Source organism: Arthrobacter sp. B0316-1-20, from assembly GCF_059091865.1.
In genome coordinates this window covers 100780-118565 of sequence record NZ_JBNHHC010000004.1, presented here as the reverse complement: position 1 = coordinate 118565, position 17786 = coordinate 100780, and the positions used below count along the sequence as shown (strand labels likewise).

At 58.3% G+C, this 17786-nt stretch carries 16 protein-coding genes; 9 read left to right on the top strand and 7 right to left on the bottom strand.

Annotated features, from left to right (window positions below):
• Positions 1-87 precede the first annotated feature (87 nt).
• The 5 genes from AC5RW2_RS07960 to AC5RW2_RS07940 form a co-directional block, all read right to left on the bottom strand.
• Entirely contained in the window at positions 88-444 is a 357-nt protein-coding gene (locus AC5RW2_RS07960) for a zinc ribbon domain-containing protein YjdM (protein WP_493963008.1), read from the bottom strand.
• Between the two features lie 291 nt (positions 445-735).
• Complete coding sequence (locus tag AC5RW2_RS07955) at positions 736-1467, bottom strand: alpha/beta fold hydrolase (RefSeq protein WP_493963009.1); 732 nt, start codon at positions 1465-1467, stop codon at positions 736-738.
• Positions 1468-1920: 453 nt separating this feature from the next.
• Entirely contained in the window at positions 1921-2820 is a 900-nt protein-coding gene (locus tag AC5RW2_RS07950) for a diacylglycerol/lipid kinase family protein (RefSeq protein ID WP_493963010.1), read from the bottom strand.
• Positions 2821-3331: 511 nt separating this feature from the next.
• Positions 3332-4522 (bottom strand): AI-2E family transporter, encoded by a 1191-nt coding sequence (locus tag AC5RW2_RS07945; RefSeq protein ID WP_493963011.1) that lies wholly within the window; start codon positions 4520-4522, stop codon positions 3332-3334.
• 610 nt (positions 4523-5132) lie between these two features.
• Positions 5133-5453 carry a hypothetical protein gene (locus AC5RW2_RS07940; protein WP_494073896.1) on the bottom strand — a complete coding sequence of 107 codons (321 nt, stop codon included), beginning with the start codon at positions 5451-5453 and terminating at the stop codon, positions 5133-5135.
• 377 nt (positions 5454-5830) lie between these two features.
• On the opposite strand from AC5RW2_RS07940, the gene AC5RW2_RS07935 reads away from it, so the two are divergent.
• Positions 5831-5962 (top strand): rhodanese-like domain-containing protein, encoded by a 132-nt coding sequence (locus AC5RW2_RS07935; RefSeq protein ID WP_493963013.1) that lies wholly within the window; start codon positions 5831-5833, stop codon positions 5960-5962.
• Positions 5963-6073: 111 nt separating this feature from the next.
• Here the strand turns inward: AC5RW2_RS07935 and AC5RW2_RS07930 are convergent, their stop codons facing one another.
• A complete protein-coding gene (locus AC5RW2_RS07930; RefSeq protein WP_493963014.1) occupies positions 6074-6430 on the bottom strand; it encodes a zinc ribbon domain-containing protein YjdM in 357 nt (118 codons plus the stop codon).
• A 226-nt stretch (positions 6431-6656) separates the two neighbouring features.
• Here AC5RW2_RS07930 and AC5RW2_RS07925 point away from each other — a divergent pair, with 226 nt between their 5' ends.
• The 8 genes from AC5RW2_RS07925 (at position 6657) to AC5RW2_RS07890 (ending at position 16593) form a co-directional block, all read left to right on the top strand.
• The gene (locus tag AC5RW2_RS07925) at positions 6657-6782 is read left to right on the top strand and encodes a hypothetical protein (protein ID WP_493963015.1); all 126 of its coding nucleotides are present in this window, start codon (positions 6657-6659) and stop codon (positions 6780-6782) included.
• Positions 6783-7282: 500 nt separating this feature from the next.
• Entirely contained in the window at positions 7283-7825 is a 543-nt protein-coding gene (locus tag AC5RW2_RS07920; RefSeq protein WP_493963016.1) for a flavin reductase family protein, read from the top strand.
• Positions 7826-8300: 475 nt separating this feature from the next.
• Complete coding sequence (locus tag AC5RW2_RS07915; RefSeq protein ID WP_493963017.1) at positions 8301-9890, top strand: ABC transporter substrate-binding protein; 1590 nt, start codon at positions 8301-8303, stop codon at positions 9888-9890.
• Positions 9891-9995: 105 nt separating this feature from the next.
• Positions 9996-11024 carry an ABC transporter permease gene (locus AC5RW2_RS07910; RefSeq protein ID WP_493963018.1) on the top strand — a complete coding sequence of 343 codons (1029 nt, stop codon included), beginning with the start codon at positions 9996-9998 and terminating at the stop codon, positions 11022-11024.
• Entirely contained in the window at positions 11021-11905 is an 885-nt protein-coding gene (locus AC5RW2_RS07905) for an ABC transporter permease (protein ID WP_493963019.1), read from the top strand. The genes AC5RW2_RS07910 and AC5RW2_RS07905 overlap by 4 nt, the downstream gene beginning before the upstream one ends.
• On the top strand, positions 11905-13572 hold the full coding sequence (locus AC5RW2_RS07900) for an ABC transporter ATP-binding protein (RefSeq protein ID WP_493963158.1): 1668 nt from the start codon (positions 11905-11907) through the stop codon (positions 13570-13572). The genes AC5RW2_RS07905 and AC5RW2_RS07900 overlap by 1 nt, the downstream gene beginning before the upstream one ends.
• A gap of 171 nt (positions 13573-13743) precedes the next feature.
• A complete protein-coding gene (locus AC5RW2_RS07895; protein ID WP_493963020.1) occupies positions 13744-15333 on the top strand; it encodes a 4-hydroxyphenylacetate 3-hydroxylase N-terminal domain-containing protein in 1590 nt (529 codons plus the stop codon).
• A 426-nt stretch (positions 15334-15759) separates the two neighbouring features.
• Positions 15760-16593, top strand: coding sequence for a VOC family protein (locus AC5RW2_RS07890; protein ID WP_493963021.1), 834 nt, complete (start codon positions 15760-15762; stop codon positions 16591-16593).
• On the opposite strand, the gene AC5RW2_RS07885 is transcribed toward AC5RW2_RS07890, so the two are convergent.
• Positions 16545-17672 carry a PucR family transcriptional regulator gene (locus tag AC5RW2_RS07885; protein WP_493963022.1) on the bottom strand — a complete coding sequence of 376 codons (1128 nt, stop codon included), beginning with the start codon at positions 17670-17672 and terminating at the stop codon, positions 16545-16547. The genes AC5RW2_RS07890 and AC5RW2_RS07885 overlap by 49 nt on opposite strands.
• Positions 17673-17786 lie beyond the last annotated feature (114 nt).

Below are 17786 nucleotides of genomic sequence, written 5' to 3'. Positions count from 1 at the left end.
TTACGATGCATCGATTGGTCTTCGATGATCCAGTCGCGCACAGGCTCGCCGACGACGAAACCCGTATCCAGTGGGAATCGGCGCAGGTCAGAGGACCTTCTTCACCACGCTGGACTTCAGTTGCATCCGCCCAAACCCGGGAACGGTCGCATCGATGTCGTGATCGCCCACCCCGTCCTCAATCAGTCGGATGCCGCGCACCTTCGTGCCGACCTTCACGACACCGCCACCGGCGCCCTTGACCTTGAGGTCCTTGACGATCGTGACCGTGTCACCATCGGCGAGCACATTGCCAACGGCATCCTTGATCGAAGCCTTCTCAGGCGTGGCCTCGGCCAGGTCTTTTGACCATTCGTGCCCGCACATCGGGCACACCCACAAGGCGCCCTGCTCGTACGTGAACGCCTCGTTACACTCCGGGCAAGCCGGCAGACCGTCAGACATTGAAACGGAACTCAACCACGTTCCGTAGCCGAATAACCTTTTCGACGATCATTCTCTGTCCGGTGCCCACGGAGTTGGACTGCCGCCTCACGGTCGATGTCCGCGATCCCTTCGCCTCTTCGAGCGAGCTCAGCCTCTGTGTGAGACGGCCGGTGCGTCGTGGTGGGATCGTAGAGGTGGTCGCCGACATTGCTGAACTAGCAGGTCCTAGACGCCGATAACAGCGCATTCGACAGCTGATGCTGAGCGTCCCCTTCTCATCAGGTTCGCTTTCCCAGGTTTGGTCCGGTGTTAGGAGCGGGTGAATGCCAGTATGCCGGCTGCCATTCTGGTTGCCGCTCCGTGCTGGACGATGTGCGGCTTGCCCTGTATTTCCAAGAAGCGGCCGTGCGCAGCGACGGCTGCCAGTTTTTGGCACCAGGACCGGGGCGCCACCGGATCGCGTGAGCCGCGGACTACCAGAACGGGCTGGGCGATCCGGCTCACCCTCGCTTCCAGATCGTAGGACATCATCACCGGAAGTTCGGTCAGGTACCAGCGTATGCCGGAGCGCACGTAGTCGGTGAACACGATGGCATTGCCCGCCGGGCTTTCCGTGAGCGAGTTGGCTCCCAGGGCGAGGGCTTGGAGTAAAACGTTTCGGCGGGCTGAATCGACGACGGGGCCGATCAGCACAACGTGCGAGACCAGGTCAGGCCGTATCAGGGCAAGTTCGGTGGCAAACTGCGTGCCCATGGAGTGCCCGACCACCACGACCGGTCCGGTGCCCAGCTCTACGAGGGTGCCAGCGATGACAGCAGCATACTCCGCGACGGACATCTGCCGGTCCGGCTTCGCCGCGACACCGAATCCAGGTAGGTCGAAGGAATGGACTTCTCCGTGTCCCGCCAGGACCCGCTGCAGCCTGCGGTAGTAGCGGTGGGACATGCCGATACCATGCAGCAGCACGAAAACCGGGTTGCCCGACGTAGCGTGCGGCCCGGCCAAAGAGTACACATGAACGTCCCAAGGGCCGGTGGTCACGATCCTTGCCGTTATTTTCGCGTCCGCGTCCCCACCCGGGGTTCTACGCGGGCCGCGCCTTCCAGCCGCGGCTGGAGTTTCTGCGCTTTCGGGATCCATCAGGTCACTTTACGGGAACGGGCAGACCGGGCCTGCAGATCGGACACCACTTATTCCGGACTTACCGTACACAAGCCTTCGAAGCTATTCCACTAGCGGACTCTTCGCGGGCCTCCGACAGCGGGAGGGACGATGGAAGCGGCGCTGGAGTCAAGCAGTCGGCTTCAGCCCTTGACCCTGCTGCCCTGCAACGCTCGGGCTTGCCCGTATCCCTGGACAGCGCACGTTCGCTGTCACGGCCGGTCCCGGTCATCAGGACCGCGGAGTACCCGGGACCCGTGAAGGTTCATCCAACAGGAAAGCCGCGCAGATTCAGGCGCGGCCGCGTGTGGCGGGGCGGCTTGAGCAACCTGCTTAGCCGAGAATTGGGAGGGCCGACGGTGCGCTCTCCACTTTGACGAAGGTGCCAGCGTCTACGGACTTCACTTCACCGTCGATCTGATAGGGCAGGGGCTTGAGCGTGGTGAACTCGTAGCTGCTTACGCTTGGCTGGTCCCCGAGCCCCTGGGTGGTGGCGCGCAGGGCCTTCAGCAGGACCCGCCACTTGGGCATGTGCGGGAAAATGACCACTTCGAATTTTCCATCCGAGAGCTGGTCGTCGGCCTCGCTGAGCGTGGCGTACTTCGCCATTTCGGCGATGTTGGCGAAGACGATGCTGTCGAACTTCCGGCGCTTGCCGTCGGACTGGCGTATCTCGAAGGGCTGAAACTTCGAAAACGTCCGCGCGACGGACACCATCTCCTTGAGGGCGCCTTTGCTCCCCTTTTCCAGATCGATCGCCATCACCGGCGTCAGGCCGAATCCGACGTAGGAGTGGGCGTATTCGTCCGGGTCGTCCGGCCCCTTCCCGGTGTGGATGCGCAGCAAGTCGATGTGCCGCACACGGCCCTGGGCGATCGCTTCTGCCAGGGGCATCGTTCCCGTGGTCCGGTGGTGGTCGTTCGCGTTTCCTGCCGCCATGACAGCACAAACGGCGTTGGGGTTGCCGGCCTGCATGACGCCGTTGACCACTTCGTTGTACCCGCCGTCACCACTGACGGACACCACAAGAACATCTCGGCCTCCGGCAGCCGCCTCGCGGCCCAACGATATGGCATGGCCCGCATGACTGGTGGGCTGCAGCCTGATCTCCGGGGTGTAGGACAATAGTTCCCCCAGCTCGTCGCGGAGCAACTCCGCCAGCTTGGGCGCGTCACCCGTACTATTCGGATTAAAGATGATGACGATCGATTCAAAGGTTGATGCAGCATCCATCACGCACTCCGGCATTCAATTGGCGGATACCCGGGCTGACGCCCGCTCCCTTGGCAAACACCATGCTAGCTCGAAGTCCACTGCACCGCCTTTGCAGCGGCCTGCATTGCCTCCCATCATGAACCGGCCTCGCATCCCTACCGCCAGCAGCAGGCGACAGGGAACCGGAGAACATCATTCGAGCCGGAATATGAATGAAGTAGATGCACCGTTTGCTCGACCGCTTCCAGCAGTTGGAACGTCAACCTCCGTGACCTCGCCGCTGACATCTGCCAAGGCCGCGCCATACCCCACTTCACGGATAACGGAGCAGGCCTTAAGGTGCCCGGGAATGCTCCCCCCGCAGCGCCACGATGCCGGCTGTGCGGATGAGCCCTTATCTCATTTCATGCTTGTTTCGGGCTGGCAACGCTCCTCTTCCCTTAGGCACTGACGGTCATCTTCGCCTCCCGGCGGCTGCAGCGGGCAGCCCCTTCTGACGGAATCGTTCACCTGAGACAAAAGGTGTGCGTCAGCTGCGTTTTCCGGATTCCCGTTCCGTCCCAGTGGCGGGCGCTGCCCTGCGGGCGGCGATGAACGGCTTCCACCGTACCCGGGCCAGGCCCTTCCCCCCGGGCGGGCCGGACCCAGCGTCCGCCGGTTCGGCCCAGACCTGGATGACGGCCCAGGTTACCGCGGCAAGCGGCACGGCCAGCACTGCACCGATGATTCCGGCGAGGATGACACCGGCGGCCAGGGCCAGGAGGATGACCAGGCCGTGCAGGCGCAGCGACCTCCCCATCACGATTGGTTGCAGGACGTGGCCGTCGAGCTGGTTGATGCCAATGACGATCGCCACGACAATCAGTGCCACAACTGGGCCGTTGGCAACCAGCGCAATCAGAGCGGCAAGGATGCCTGCTACCGTCGCCCCGACCATCGGGATGAAGGCGCCGAGGAAGACAATGACGGCCAGCGGAAGGGCCAACGGCACCTGGAGGATGAACAGCGCCGTGCCGATGACCACAGCCTCGATCAGGGCGATAATCGCTGTACCCCGCACGTACTGACCCAGCACGACGAGAGCCCTGGCCCCGGAGCTGCGAAGCCTGCGCTGTCGCTCACCGTGGAAGGGCCGGAGGAAGAAATCCCAGATCCGTCCGCCGTCCTTCAGAAAGTAGAAGAGCACGACGGCGCCCAGCAGGACACCCGTAATGACCTCGGCCGCCGTCGAAACCCCGGCAAGAGCCCCGGCCCCGAACTGGCTGCTGCTGGCAAACCCGGCCACCGCGTCGCTGCCCCTGTCGATCATTGCCTGGTCGATGGGCAGCGGACCGGAAACCATGAATTTTTGGAGCTCCTCGAATCCATCGGCGGTGGCGGTGACCAGCTCGTCCCATTCGCTGCGCACGGCGAAAACGATGCCGGTGACAATGCCCCCCAGCACGACGACGGCGGCCAGGAACGTAATCCAAGTCGCCAACGCACCGGGGAGCCCCTTGCTGCGCAGGAAAGCGACCACCGGGTTGAGCGCCGCAGCCAGGATGAGCGCCACCATGAGCGGGACTACGATGAGCTTGAGCTGTATCAGCCCGTACACGGCAACGGACACCGCGATCAGGAGCAAAATGAACTGCGCGGCACGGGTCCCGGCCCGGCCGAATCCGTCGGCCCATAATCCCCGGGCCTGAACGGTGCCGGAGGTGGACGAGGTTGTTGTCATGGAAACCATCCCCTTATCTGTCTGCTGTACAGGTATTCTCAGGATGCGCCTTCCCGGGCGGCAGGCCGCAAGAACGGCACACTTCTGGGGTTCGCTGCTACCCCGGAACCATGCGGCACGGACACCGTCCGGAACCGGCCTCCGTCCCCCCGGACCGGCTCACCGCGTTCCTGGCCGGCGAGTGTGAGAGGGGCCGGTAACTCCGTCGCCAGTCAGCAGGGACAAAATTAGTATGGACAACTCCAGCTCTGGTACGAATAGCCTGCACTGCAGGACGCCGGACCCCCGGGGAATCATGTCAAGATGCCCGCTTGGAGCGATTCGTAGAGTCATTTGATTTTGCCCGGATCGCGGGCAGGGGTTGGTGCCTTGTTTGGCCGCGGTCAGGGTGAGTAGTTCTGCGCAGAGTGCTTGGACCTGACGTTGGATGGCCGCCGGATTCAGCGGCGTGTTCTCCTTGCTCAGCCTCGTCTTGGCGGCCTTCCGAACAGTTCCGCCGTATAGAACTCGCCCTTGGAGTTGCCGCCTTCGTGGCCGACCAAATCGATCTTTACAAAACCCGGCTTCGCGTCGTCCCGCTCGGCCCGGGTACGCATCGGGATCGAGCCCTTCAGCAGTGTCCCGGGCTTCGTATGCGCCGTCCGCGTGGCTCCAGTTTCGCCCGGTCGACCTTTAGCCGACGGTCGATCATGGCCGGGGCGATCCTAAGCAGCAGTGCAGCACTTGCGTCATCGATCTCCAGTTCCTCGAACCGGCGCAGTCTCGGCACCAGGTCAGGCAGCGCCGCCGCGAGCAGCCGTCCGCACGGCGTGCCCTGAACGGCCCAGCAAAACCGCAGCGCCTCGATCACCGGCGCGCCGTAAAGCGGCGGCCGGGCCGGACGGGGCTTGACCGGTTTGAGGACCACTGCCTGCCGCAAGGCCTTGCGCACATGATCGCGGTGCCACCCAGTCAACTGGCAACTCGTCCAGGATTGCCTTCTTAGCGGCCCGTTCCGAGCGGGCGTACGGAGGGCAGTGGTTTTCGTGACGGCTCTGCGTTCGCTCATCGAAAGCACCATGGCTCAGCATGGACAACGGTGAAGCGGTGTCATATCTTCGACGATGGCGCCGCACCTGCCAACGCAGTTTAGGTCGCAGCGACTCCCCGGGACTCTTTCAATCAACCAATTACTACTTGAGCCGATCAGCGAGACCGGGACGGTCATCTTCCGGGAGCGGTCGTCATTGACCGAAACGTTCTCGAGTGGCGGCTCGACCCTCCCAGCCCACACCGGCTCCCGATCTCTGACGACCCGCTCGGCAAATCGTGGTCGTCTGCAATGACGGCTACAGCTCCAGCCTCGCGGCACACACCCTGCAACGACTGGGGCTGACCCGTGCGACCGACCTTGTCGGCGGTTTCCAAACCTGGGCAGCACTGCGCAAGCAGTCCGACTAAATATCAACGATACGAAATCGCAGGACGACTTCATACCTGCTTGTCAGGGCGCCGTGGCGTCTGCTCGCCATGGGTTTGGCCGGCGCGGAGGCCATCGGGAATCGGCGCAGGTCAGAGGACCTTCTTCACCACGCTGGACTTCAGTTGCATCCGCCCAAACCCGGGAACGGTCGCATCAATGTCGTGATCGCCCACCCCGTCCTCAATGAGTCGGATGCCGCGCACCTTCGTGCCGACCTTCACGACACCCCCACCGGCGCCCTTGACCTTGAGGTCCTTGACGATCGTGACCATGTCACCATCGGCGAGCACATTGCCAACGGCATCCTTGATCGAAGCCTTCTCAGGTGTGGCCTCGGCCGCGACCTTTGACCATTCGTGCCCGCACATCGGGCACACCCACAAGGCGCCCTGCTCGTACGTGAACGACTCGTTACACTCCGGGCAAGCCGGCAGAGCATCAGACATTGAAGCGGAACTCAACCGCGTTCCGTAGCCGAATAATCTATGAGATTTCTGCTCGTTGTACGAGCTAGACCTCGATGGTCGCCCCTCAAAGCGCGCTATACCAACTACAACCAATTACCGCTCAGCGCGTGTGCGACCGCTGAGAGTCGCAGGAACCTGGATGAGTTGCTCCTCTGACTGTTGCAAGACATTTCAAAAAGCCCGCAAGCCGCAATACCCGGACGCGGTGGAAATCGAGTTCTGGCGCCTGCAGGTGCAGGCCAACTCGACCTCACCGCTGCGGACGCTTGAAGTCCGGAAACATCCGGGCTGGGAAGGCTGGCATCTGGTGCACGTCTCTGACGACGAGTAAGCGTCAGGCCGTTCATAAAGCGGACTTCCACCAACCTGCCTGAAGCGAAGGCAGTGGCCCGCGCTCCATTTCCCCGGGCAACGGGCTGGTAAGGCCGCTTTTCGACGGCCTTTGTCAACGGCCATGTGGAACTGCCATGGCTACTAGTGGTATCGATGCTTGAATTGTCCAGGGCCTTGAACTTCACGCCGCGCTGCCAGCCCGTGGACCAGATCAGTTTCGTCAGTGCGCGCTCAGCCTATCCATTTTGCCGAGTCTCGGCCGTTGACTACTGCATCGGCACAGGATGTCCTAACAGAGGCGGGTGCCGCGGCCTTGGTCCTCGCTTCTCTAGCGAGCATTTTCGCTGTCGCTCTTGAGGATGAGGATTTGTGCCGAGTGCATAAGGCTGCGACCCCAGGTTGTCCTTCCCTACATCGAAAAGCTCCTTGTGGGAAAGCAGACTAAAAGCAGAGGCAGCCAAAGGGCAGCACACATAAACATGAAAATGGAGGCATGGCATGACTGCACCCGCCATTGAAGTGCCTGATGTCATCGTTGAGGACGTGTCAGGCGAAGGCACCAGGCAAGTCTTTGCACAGTTCCCAAGCGGCGTAGTTGCAGTCTGCGCGGTGTTGGACGGAAAGTATGCGGGCTTCGCTGCCTCGTCGTTCCAAACCGTCTCCTGGCAACCACCCCTAGTATCGATTTGTGTGCAGAACACCAACAACACTTGGCGGGCTATGCGCGACGCTGACAACATCGGCATCTCCGTACTCTCCGAATCGCAGGGCCACTTGGCCTACCAAATGGCTTCGAGGACCAGGGACCGTTTTGCGGATGTGCCAGTTCGCGTTTCCTCCAATCAGGCACTTTTCGTAGGCGGTGCCGTCGCATGGATGGATTGTTCTGTACGCCAAGAAATTGCAGCCGGAGATCATAGCATTGTGATCCTAGAGGTGCATGGCTTGGGCACTGTAGATCAAGCACCAATGGTCTACCACCGCCAGTCCATCGGCCGCGTAGTAGCGAACAGATCTCAGTTTCCGGGGACTTCGTCGTAACCATCGACCCGAGTAGCGCCTGTCTTCGCAGCGTAACGGCGCCGTGTTACGGGGTCTTACTTACGCCCGAGTGTTGGCCGGCGACCAAAGTGTCGGTCTACGTTGCCGTAAAGCGACTTTGGGCGTACGGGCCATCGGAAGCGAACCGGCAGCGAGCTGTGCGCTCTGCACTACTTACTGCTCAATCATTGTCCGGATTGAACTCGATGTTCGATCCTGGCCTTCCTAGAATTCGAGATGTGGATCACTGGCCGGGCCGATCATGGCGACTGTTTGAAGAGCGCCCGGCCTCTGACCCCTCTTGGCTAAGCGGAAGACGTGATCGCCGGCCAGGGGGTAATTGCTGGATCCAAACCGTTATACCGCTACCCAATATTGCATGGTACGCAAAACGGGATCTAGCTGCGCTCACGACGTAGTGGTCAGCTTCATCCTTCAGTGCCAAGCATCAAGACAATGACTTATTGGAGACATTATGGACCCTAGAATTGCAAAAGATCCTTCCCTGCAAGCTGCGGTCGGACTAAATTTCAGCAGGCGGAGTTTCGTCCAGGTGCTTGGAATTACCGGTGCCGGTGTCGGAGCGGCGGCTCTTCTTGCTGGCTGTGGCGGCACACCAGCCCCTACTGCCGCGAGCGGCTCTCAATCGAAGGCGCCAGCGGGCACACTCCGCGTCGGCATTGACGGCGGCAGTCCAGCGAGTACTTTGGACCCCCATCAGATCCAGGATTCATTTACATCACCGTTCTCGGATGTTTTTTACGAGCAATTGACGGAATTGGATGAGAACTTCGATCTGAAGTACGTCCTTGCAGAGACGCTGACTCCTGACCACACAAGTAAGGTGTGGACCCTCAAGCTCAGGGAAGGGGTTAAGTTTCATAACGGCAAAGTCCTCAATGCGGACGATGTCATATTCTCAATAAATCGTATTCTAGATCCGAAGGTCGGAGCTCTAGGGTTCGGCCAGCTTTCGGTTATTGAAAATATGAAGAAGATCGATCCGCGAACTATTGAGTTCCATCTTGTCTCGCCTTCGGGGATCTTTGATATTACGTTGGGAGATGGCGGCGGAAAGGGAATCGTCCCAGCCGACTTCAATCCGAAAGAGCCAGTATCCACTGGCCCGTTCCAACTCGAAACCTATCGAGCCGGCAATGAGGCGGTCCTCACGGCGTTCACTGAATACCACGGAGGGCAGTCCTCGCTCGACGGGCTGCGGTTGGTGTGTCTACCGGACCATGATGCCAGGGTAAATGCTTTGATCGCTAACCAAGTCGATTTGATAAGAAATATTCCAAGCTCTCAAGTTGCGCGAGTTCAAGCAGACGCAAATTTGCGCCTCCTCGATCTCCCAGCAGCCTCGTGGAACTGCATCTTCATGAGAACGGACACTGGCCTGACTGCGGACAACCGAATCCGTCAAGCAATTCGTTTGGCCTGCGATCGCAATCAAATAGTCCAGGTTGTTTATCAGGGACATGCCCAAGTCGGGCACGATCTGTATGGCTTTTCCGACCCAATGTACGACGCCTCTCTAGTGCGCAACCGGGACGTAGAAGCCGCTAAAAAGCTGATCCACGAGGCAGGAGCGGAAGGCAAGAAGTTTGTCATCACAACTGACCCGCGCCGGGAACAAATGAGTCAGATTGTCGCGCAGAACGTCAAGGAGATCGGATTGGACGCCAGCGTCGAGGTGCTGGACGAGGCTTCGTATTTTGCCCGGTACCTAGATCATCAGGTGGGCGTTGACTGGTATCCCGCAATGACTATTTTGACGACGGCGGCAATGTCTGATGGCCCCAACTCGGCACTAAATCAGACGCGGTTTAGCAGTAAGGAGTACGACGCGCTCTTTACTAAAGCAGTGTCGACGGCGGGGACAGAAGCGACAGAAGCGGTCAGGAAGATGCAACGCATTTTATTTGACGAGGGCGGCTTCCTCATTCCTGCATTCCCAAGTACTTTAGTTGCCTCCAGGGCCACGGTCACGGGATGGCCCAGCAGCGACAAATCAGGGCAAGCCGTAATGCGAACTCTAGACAAGTTGAGTTTTACCTCCTGAGAGATCCTTGTCCGCGCTTGTTGCGCAAGAGTGAAGTCCGGCTAGTGAAAGAGAGTGCATCAATGTCCATGCGGGCCCTACGCCTTAGATGTAGCAGGTACTGCTATGACTGAACGGACGCAGACTGTGTCACCAACACCCTTACAACCAATCCGTTCGGTGCCGTTGGGGAGGAAAACGTTCCGACGTTACCGATGGATTTTGACGCGACTAGTTTTGGGCTTAATAACACTGTTCGCAGTCTCAGTGCTTATATTTGCTGCAACAATATTTGTCCCTGGCGATGCTGCCAGCACTGTACTAGGTAACTCCGCCACTCCCGAGCGCATCGCAGAGTTGCGTGAACGCATGGGACTTGACCGGCCGCCGCTTGAGCAGTACCTGAGCTGGATGTCAGGTCTACTGCGCGGAGACTTAGGTCATTCATTAATCTCTTCTGAACCAGTGATTTCAATGGTAGGACCCGCAATTGCCAACAGCGCAGTTCTGATTGGAATAACAATCATCATAGCAATTCCGATGGCGGGATTGCTGGGAATACTCGCCGCGACTAAGCCCGGCAGCATCTGGGACGGTAGTATTAACATTTTTACGATTATTGTCGCTGCACTTCCAGAATTTGTAGTGGGCATTGTGCTCATCGTCATATTTTCAACGGGACTACTGCACGTTCTGCCTGCGGTTTCGCTTGTTCCTACAGGTTCTGGTCCCCTATCCAACCCGACGTCGGTGATCCTTCCGGTCGCAACACTAGTCATTGTGTCGCTGCCTTATCTAACTAGGCAGCTACGTGCTTCGCTGCTAGAGGTCCTCGACTCCGAGTACGTAGCAATGGCTGAATTAAAAGGCATGCCGCGGCGCGTGGTGCTGATTCGCCACGCCCTCCGAAACGCATTAGTGCCCGCTGTTCAGGCGTCTGCTTTATCCATTGCATGGTTGCTAGCCGGCACGGTGGTCGTCGAATTTCTATTCCAGTACCCCGGCCTGGGTCTATCACTCACTAATGCGGTATCGGCGCGCGATGTACCGGTGATCCAGGCGGGGGTGCTGTTGGTAGCCGCAGGCTACGTTGTTGTCAACCTCCTAGCTGACATCGCGACAGTAGTGGTCACGCCGAAATTGAGGACAAAATGAACGCAAAAATATCGGCGGCCGCAAGACCAATAGTGAAAGGATCGTCCCGCAATCTTGGAAGTGTCCGTCGCTTCCTGCGCGACCCGAAAGGGGCTTTCGGAAGCATCATTGTAGTTCTCGTTGTATTGACCGCGCTACTTGGGCCAAGCCTCGCTCCGCATGGAATCTCAGACTTCGTCACTGCCCCATTTACGCCCCCGAGTCCCGGTATCCCACTTGGTACCGATTTTATGGGTCAAGATGTTCTCTCGCGTCTTCTGCATGGTGGTTGGACCGTCGTGTGGATGTCCACAGTCGCAGCACTTCTTGGCATAGTGATTGGCACCGTCGTTGGGATGCTGGCGGGTTATTGCGGGTCATGGCTGGACGAACTTTTGATGCGCGGCAGCGACGTTGCAATGGCTGTACCTACACTGATCTTCGTTCTACTTTTCGTGTCGATGCTGGGAAGAAGCCATTGGCTATTGGTTTTTTTGATCGGTATTTGCCATGCGCCTCACGTTGCTCGGGTGGTTCGTGGCGTCACTGTAGATATCGCGCATCGCGAGTATATTGAATACGCACAGTCCATCGGTACTGCTGCGCCTAAAGTGGTCTTTAGTCAGATTCTGCCGAACGTTTTGACGACAGTCATGGTCGAACTGGGTCTTCGTATCGTCTGGTCGGTGGGGATCTTGGCTTCTCTCAGCCTTATTGGCCAGGGCGTTGCTGCACCCGCGGCGGATTGGGGGCTGATGATCAACGAGAATAGGGCTGCATTAACTTGGCAACCGTGGGGTGTATTGGCACCGCTAGCGCTCATCGCTGCTTTTGCCATAGGGGTAAACCTCGTCACTGAAGGAATCGGGCGTGCAGTCGGAAAATCAGGAGGAAATCGGTGATGCAACCAAGTAGGCCAGCAGTCACGGTCTCCGGCCTGGAAGTGAGCTTGGACGATGGCCGGCGGATTGTCAGAGAAGTCGACTTTGTCGTCCAACCGGGGGAAATCCTGGGCGTCGTTGGCCAAAGCGGTTCTGGCAAAACAACAGTGGGAACTGCCCTGCTCGGCTACACGCGTCGTGGAGCACGACTGACCGGTGGAACAATCGACGTCGCGGGGAGTCAGGTTTCCGCAACGAGCGGGGGCGCGGGGCTTCGTGGGCGACGCATCTCGTATGTCCCGCAGGATCCAAGAGCCTCGTTGAACCCGGCTCTGACGATTGGGCGGCAACTTCGCGAGGTCCTGGACCACTGCACGAGTGGGAAGACGAACGAGGAGAAACGCCATCTGGTCCGCGTTGCTCTGGAGGATGTCGGGCTTCCTGTAGACGATGTATTCCTTTCACGCTTCCCGCACCAGTTGTCCGGAGGGCAAGTGCAGCGGGTCGGAATCGCTATGGCGGTTGTCGCACAGCCACCTGTTGTGGTCTGGGACGAGCCCACTACCGGCCTCGATGTGACTACGCAGACCCGCATCCTTTCGCTCGTGCGCAGATTGTGCTCGGAACATGGGATCGCAGGAATCTACATCACCCATGACCTCGCAGTTGTTGCCGCCGTTGCCGACACAGTGATGGTCATGAAGGATGGGCAAATCGTTGAACGCAGCGGAGTGCGAGAGATTTTTGAGGCTCCACAACATGAATATACGCAGCGGTTAGTAGCTGCTGCCCCAGATATTGGCGTTGCCAACCCTGTCGGTCCCACGGTCAAGTCCACCCACGCAGGGGACTCCATGGAGTCCCTCTCAGTACGAAATTTGACAGCTGGTTACCAAAAAAAGCCGATTCTGGCAGGAGTCACCTTCGATGTTAACCCTGGCGAATGTGTCGCCATCGTCGGTGAATCGGGATCCGGCAAGAGCACATTGTCTCGAGCGTTGATCGGACTTCACACGGAACAATCTGGAAGCGTGCTTTGGAAGGGCAGTGAGCTCTCAGCCCGTGCGCGTTCCCGTCCACGCGAAGCTGTAAGGGAGATTCAATACATCTTCCAGAGCCCGTTCAGCGCACTCAACCCCAAAAAGAGTGTCGGCCAGAGCTTGGAATTCGCTTTCCGAGAAATTACTAGGGGAACGTCGGCTCAGGCACGCAGGGCGGCGCTAGAGGCACTCGAACGGGTCGGCTTGTCCGCTGACGAAGCGCACCTGATGCCCAACCGTCTTTCAGGAGGGGAGCGACAGCGCGTGGCCATTGCACGGGCCCTGATCGCAAAGCCGCGACTGCTGATTTGTGACGAAATCACCTCTGCGCTGGATGTGCTGGTGCAGGACGACGTGATCGCCTTACTCAAGGACCTTCGCGCTAAGGATGGACTGTCAATGTTGTTCGTCACGCATAACTTGGCGCTCGTTCGGTCCTTCGCTGACCGTGTGCTTGTTCTTGACCAGGGCCTTGTTGTTGAACAGGGCAAGACCGAGGAAGTGCTGAGCAATCCACACCACGCCTACACGCGGGAACTAATAGGCAACACGCCGTCCATAAGTACTGCCTTAGCGTCCCGCCAGATAATGGACGCCCCTGTGCAGATTCCACAAGAAGGACAAAGGTCGGCCCTGTCTTCCGGCTAGTCGGCATGCGTTCGACCGGAGTCCAGCCGCCGGCCCGTCAGCCCCTACGGGCTTTCACTTGGCCGGAGACCACACGCTCTTCACCGGGTCGATTCGGCGACTTTTCTCATATCCGGGATGCGACGCGAAACATCTGAGCGCCAGTTTGAAAAATTTTGAAAGGACCTATTCATGACCACCATCAGTGACAACGTAGACATGACCCAAGCCGAGAAATCGGCCGATGCCGTACCTCAACACAGTGGGCGAATGCAGACCGGTGAGGAGTTTCTCGAAAGCCTTCGAGACGGTCGTGAGATATGGATATATGGTGAACGAGTCGAGGATGTGACCACTCATCCCGCCTTCCGCAACTCGGCGCGATCGCTGGCTGATCTTTATGATGCCTTGCACGATCCGGCTACTCGCAGTCTTACGACTTCGCCCACAGACACGGGAAGCGGCGGCCTCACGCACCCGTTTTTCAAAGGCGCTCGCAGCAAGGATGACTTGCGAGCCAGCAGAGAAGCCATTAGGACTTGGCAGGAACTCGGGTTCGGTTGGATGGGACGATCCCCGGACTATAAGGCTTCGCTAATTACAGGCCTCGGTGCCAAACCAGAGTTTTTCGGAGAGTACGCCGACAACGCTCGATACTGGTACAAGGAGAACCAGGAGCAAGTACTACACATGGGTCACGCAATTGTGCATCCTCCTGTGGATCGCTCGCGGGCAACAGAGGATGTTAAGGACGTCTATGTACATGTTGAGCGGGAGACCGACAAGGGCGTAATAGTTAGTGGGGCTAAGGTGGTTGCCACGGGTTCACCGACCACGCAGTACATTTATGTTTCCCATAACGGCGCACCATTGCAGGACAAAGCACTCTCCATCACATTCCTTGCACCTACGGGTGGAAAGGGTGTGAAGATGTTTTCCCGAGCCTCATATGAGCAGGTTTCGGCGTTGTCTTCTGGACCATTTGATTATCCGCTTTCTTCCCGTCTCGATGAGAACGACGCCATCCTCGTATTCGATCAAGCCCTGATCCCGTGGGAAAACGTATTGATCTATGACACAAAGAAGCTCACCGAGTTCGACAAGAATTCCGGTTGGGGCGCCCGTGCTGCATTTCAAGCGGCAACACGCTTTAGCGTAAAATTGGACTTCTTCGTGGGCGTCTTGAGCAAGGCGCTTGAAATCACCGGTGCAGGGCAGTTCCGGGGGGTCCAGGCGGCTTTGGGCGAGGTGACCGGCTACCGCCATGCGGTTAGTGCCATGCGCGACGGTATGATTGAGAACGCCACGGAAGGTTGGGGCGGCGTAATCGACCCTAATCGCGCGTACGGGTATGCTTACGCCTCGATGGCTTCGTCCATGAACCGCAGGATCCGCGAAATCATTCAAACGGTCGTCGCGTCGGGATTGATTTACTTGAATTCAAATGCGGTAGACTTCCAGACGCCGGAAGTGCGGCCCTATCTAGATCGTTACCTTCGCGGGTCCAACGGCAAGACTGCTCTCGATCGTTCAAAGACCATGAAATTGCTCTGGGACGCGATAGGCTCCGAGTTCGGCTCGCGTCATGAGTTGTATGAGCATAACTACTTTGGTCAGCCTGAGATGCTGCACCTTCTGATAGGGGAGGCGGCGCAAAGTGATGGCACCTTTGACCACGCCCATGCCCTCGTAGAGACGTGTATGAATCAATATGATCTTAATGGCTGGACTCGTGACAAGCTGTTCAACCCAGATGATGTGCATTTCCTGAAGCGCAGTTAGGACGATACTGAAGGCAGCTAGTACACTTCCGGGCTTGGATGAAACGCGGAGATTCGAATATCAATGCCGTTACATGACTGCGACGCACCAGCGCCTCGGCCATAGCAAAGGACATCTCGAGTTGGTTCCACCCGCGTTCGCGGCTACGCCGCGGACGCGGGCCACACGCCCCTCCCCCAAGCAGAATCGGATGTGAGACTCACGTCCTGCTTCAGAACTGTGCGTACCGCACCAACGTGCATTCGTTGTTTGTGTAGAATCACATTCCCACTCAGACGCCTCCCTGATCAACTAGTGGAGCCTGATGTCGACCTCGTTTGTGGCTGCGAGGCGTAAAGATGTCCTGGCGGCCTGCCATAACCACAACCGTTCTGTACACTTCTAGTGCCCGCAGGGCTACTAGATTATTTGAGAGGCGTCCATATAATGGCGGCGAAGAGTCACAGAAGCCGGTTAGTCGGCCTAGAATTAATTACCGATAATCTTGAGGCCTCTGTGCGTTTTTACGCGTGGTTGTTGGGCGACCGGAAGCGTCCAGGAGAAATTCGCTGGGATAGTGAACAGCTCCTGAAGGAGCGCGGCGTTCTGTCCGTGCGCCCTTCGGGCAGAGGGAGGCCCGCTTCCGGCTGGGTTCCTATCTTCCATGTAGATGACGCCACCGAAGCTCAGCGCGCCTTTAAGTTGCTGGGGGGCATGTCGAGCAACGACCCTGGACACATCGTGGCTCATTACGCGGTGGACTCGGCCGGCACTTGGCTCGGGTTAATCGATGGCGAATACCAAGGGCAATGGAAAGAAGCCCTAGACCAAACCAACTGTGATTATGCCGCTACCGAAACCCGCCTTAGTGCCACGACCTTGGCGAAAGGTTTGAGCATTGATTACGCAGCTGTGGCGGAGGATCCCTATAATTTCTACGTCCTCCATGACGGCCCCTACAAGGTCCATGGCGTCGTTGAGTTCGGCGGTTCCTTCAACGAATCATGGCATTCGACTTGGGTTATCTACTTCGACGTAGAGGATGTCGACGCCGTGGCTGTTCAAGCGCTCGAGGCGGGGGCACGCATCCTCGTTCCCCCTGCCGATTCTAATGTAAATCGATACGCAGTGCTTGAGGACCCGGAACATCGAGTTTTTGGTATCAGCAGCATGCATCCGCCCGAACTCCGGAGAAAAACAGTGGTCACAACTGAGCGAGGGGCCCGCTTTAGTTATGACGGTGAACTGCTGCTCCCCATTTCAGAGGCTTCCAGGATATGAAGGGCCAGCCACAGGTTTGAGCTGTTGCGAGTAGCCTCTGGGCTCCGGCCAAGCAACTCTTCGATCTGACGTAGTCGATAGCGCAGCGTGTTTCGGTGGATGAACATGCCGTCGGCTGTCCTACTGATGTGGCAGTCCATTGCCAAATAAGCTCGTAGCGTGCCTAGCAGGTCGCTTTTATTCTCGGCGTCGTAATCGAGGATCGGCCCAAGGACCCGGGTGGCGAGGGAAGTAAGCGGTAGGGCCGAATTGGTTAGGAGCAGTAGTTGGGCTATGTCCACATCTACAGCTGTTTGAACGCCAGCACCCTGACGAATGGCGGCCAAGGCCTCAAAATAGCCGGCCCGCAGGCCCTCAGCTCCCACGTACCTTGAACTGACGCCGACGCTGGCGTTTGGACCGACACCGCGCATGTGTTCAAGCAAGATAGTGGCTACCTGTTCAGTCATGGGATCATCCGGTACCAGCATGAGTACGTAACCGTTAGCGACCACGCGCAGGAATGGTTCGTTCTGACCGGTCAGCAACGTATGAACGTTCCACGGAACGGAAATTAAACGTTCTTGTCGGCCATTGGCGGACCCTAGCAGCACCCTGAATGGGGCACGGGGGTCGAATCCAACGTTGAGTAGACGAGTTAGTCCCTCGGCGTCTGCTATTCGCCCGTCCAAAAGGTCTTCAACCACATGCGTAGCCAACTCCCGTTTGCCTTCTTGCCGTGCTCGGAGCCGGCCAACTTCTAAAGTGATCAAATCGACGGCTGTCGCAACATATCGTTCAGGATCGACGGTCGTGTTGGCCGCCAGTACGGCGACAGCTTCATTGTCTGCATAGATGCGAGAGGCGACGAGCGAATGGCCAGATCCTGAATCGAGGCTAGCTTTCAGTACAACCGGATAGTCCCAGATTGTCCTTGCCGGCACGGCGGTGATGGCACTGCCCCTGAGGTCGAAGAGGCCTACATCGCACCCAAGGGCGCGATGTAGTGTGGAAATTATGCCGCGGAGGCCCGAAGTCCTAGCAGATTGCACCAAGCCGCGGACGATCTCTGCGGGTCCAACGCCCAGGTTATTCTCCACCCATTCACTCCGTGAGCTAGTCGCGATGTTTACCGCTGCTGTATGCGAGCAGTTGGGCAAATCGATTGTCAATCAAAACCATTATCCAGCAGTAGGGGTGGAAGCGGAGGTGCA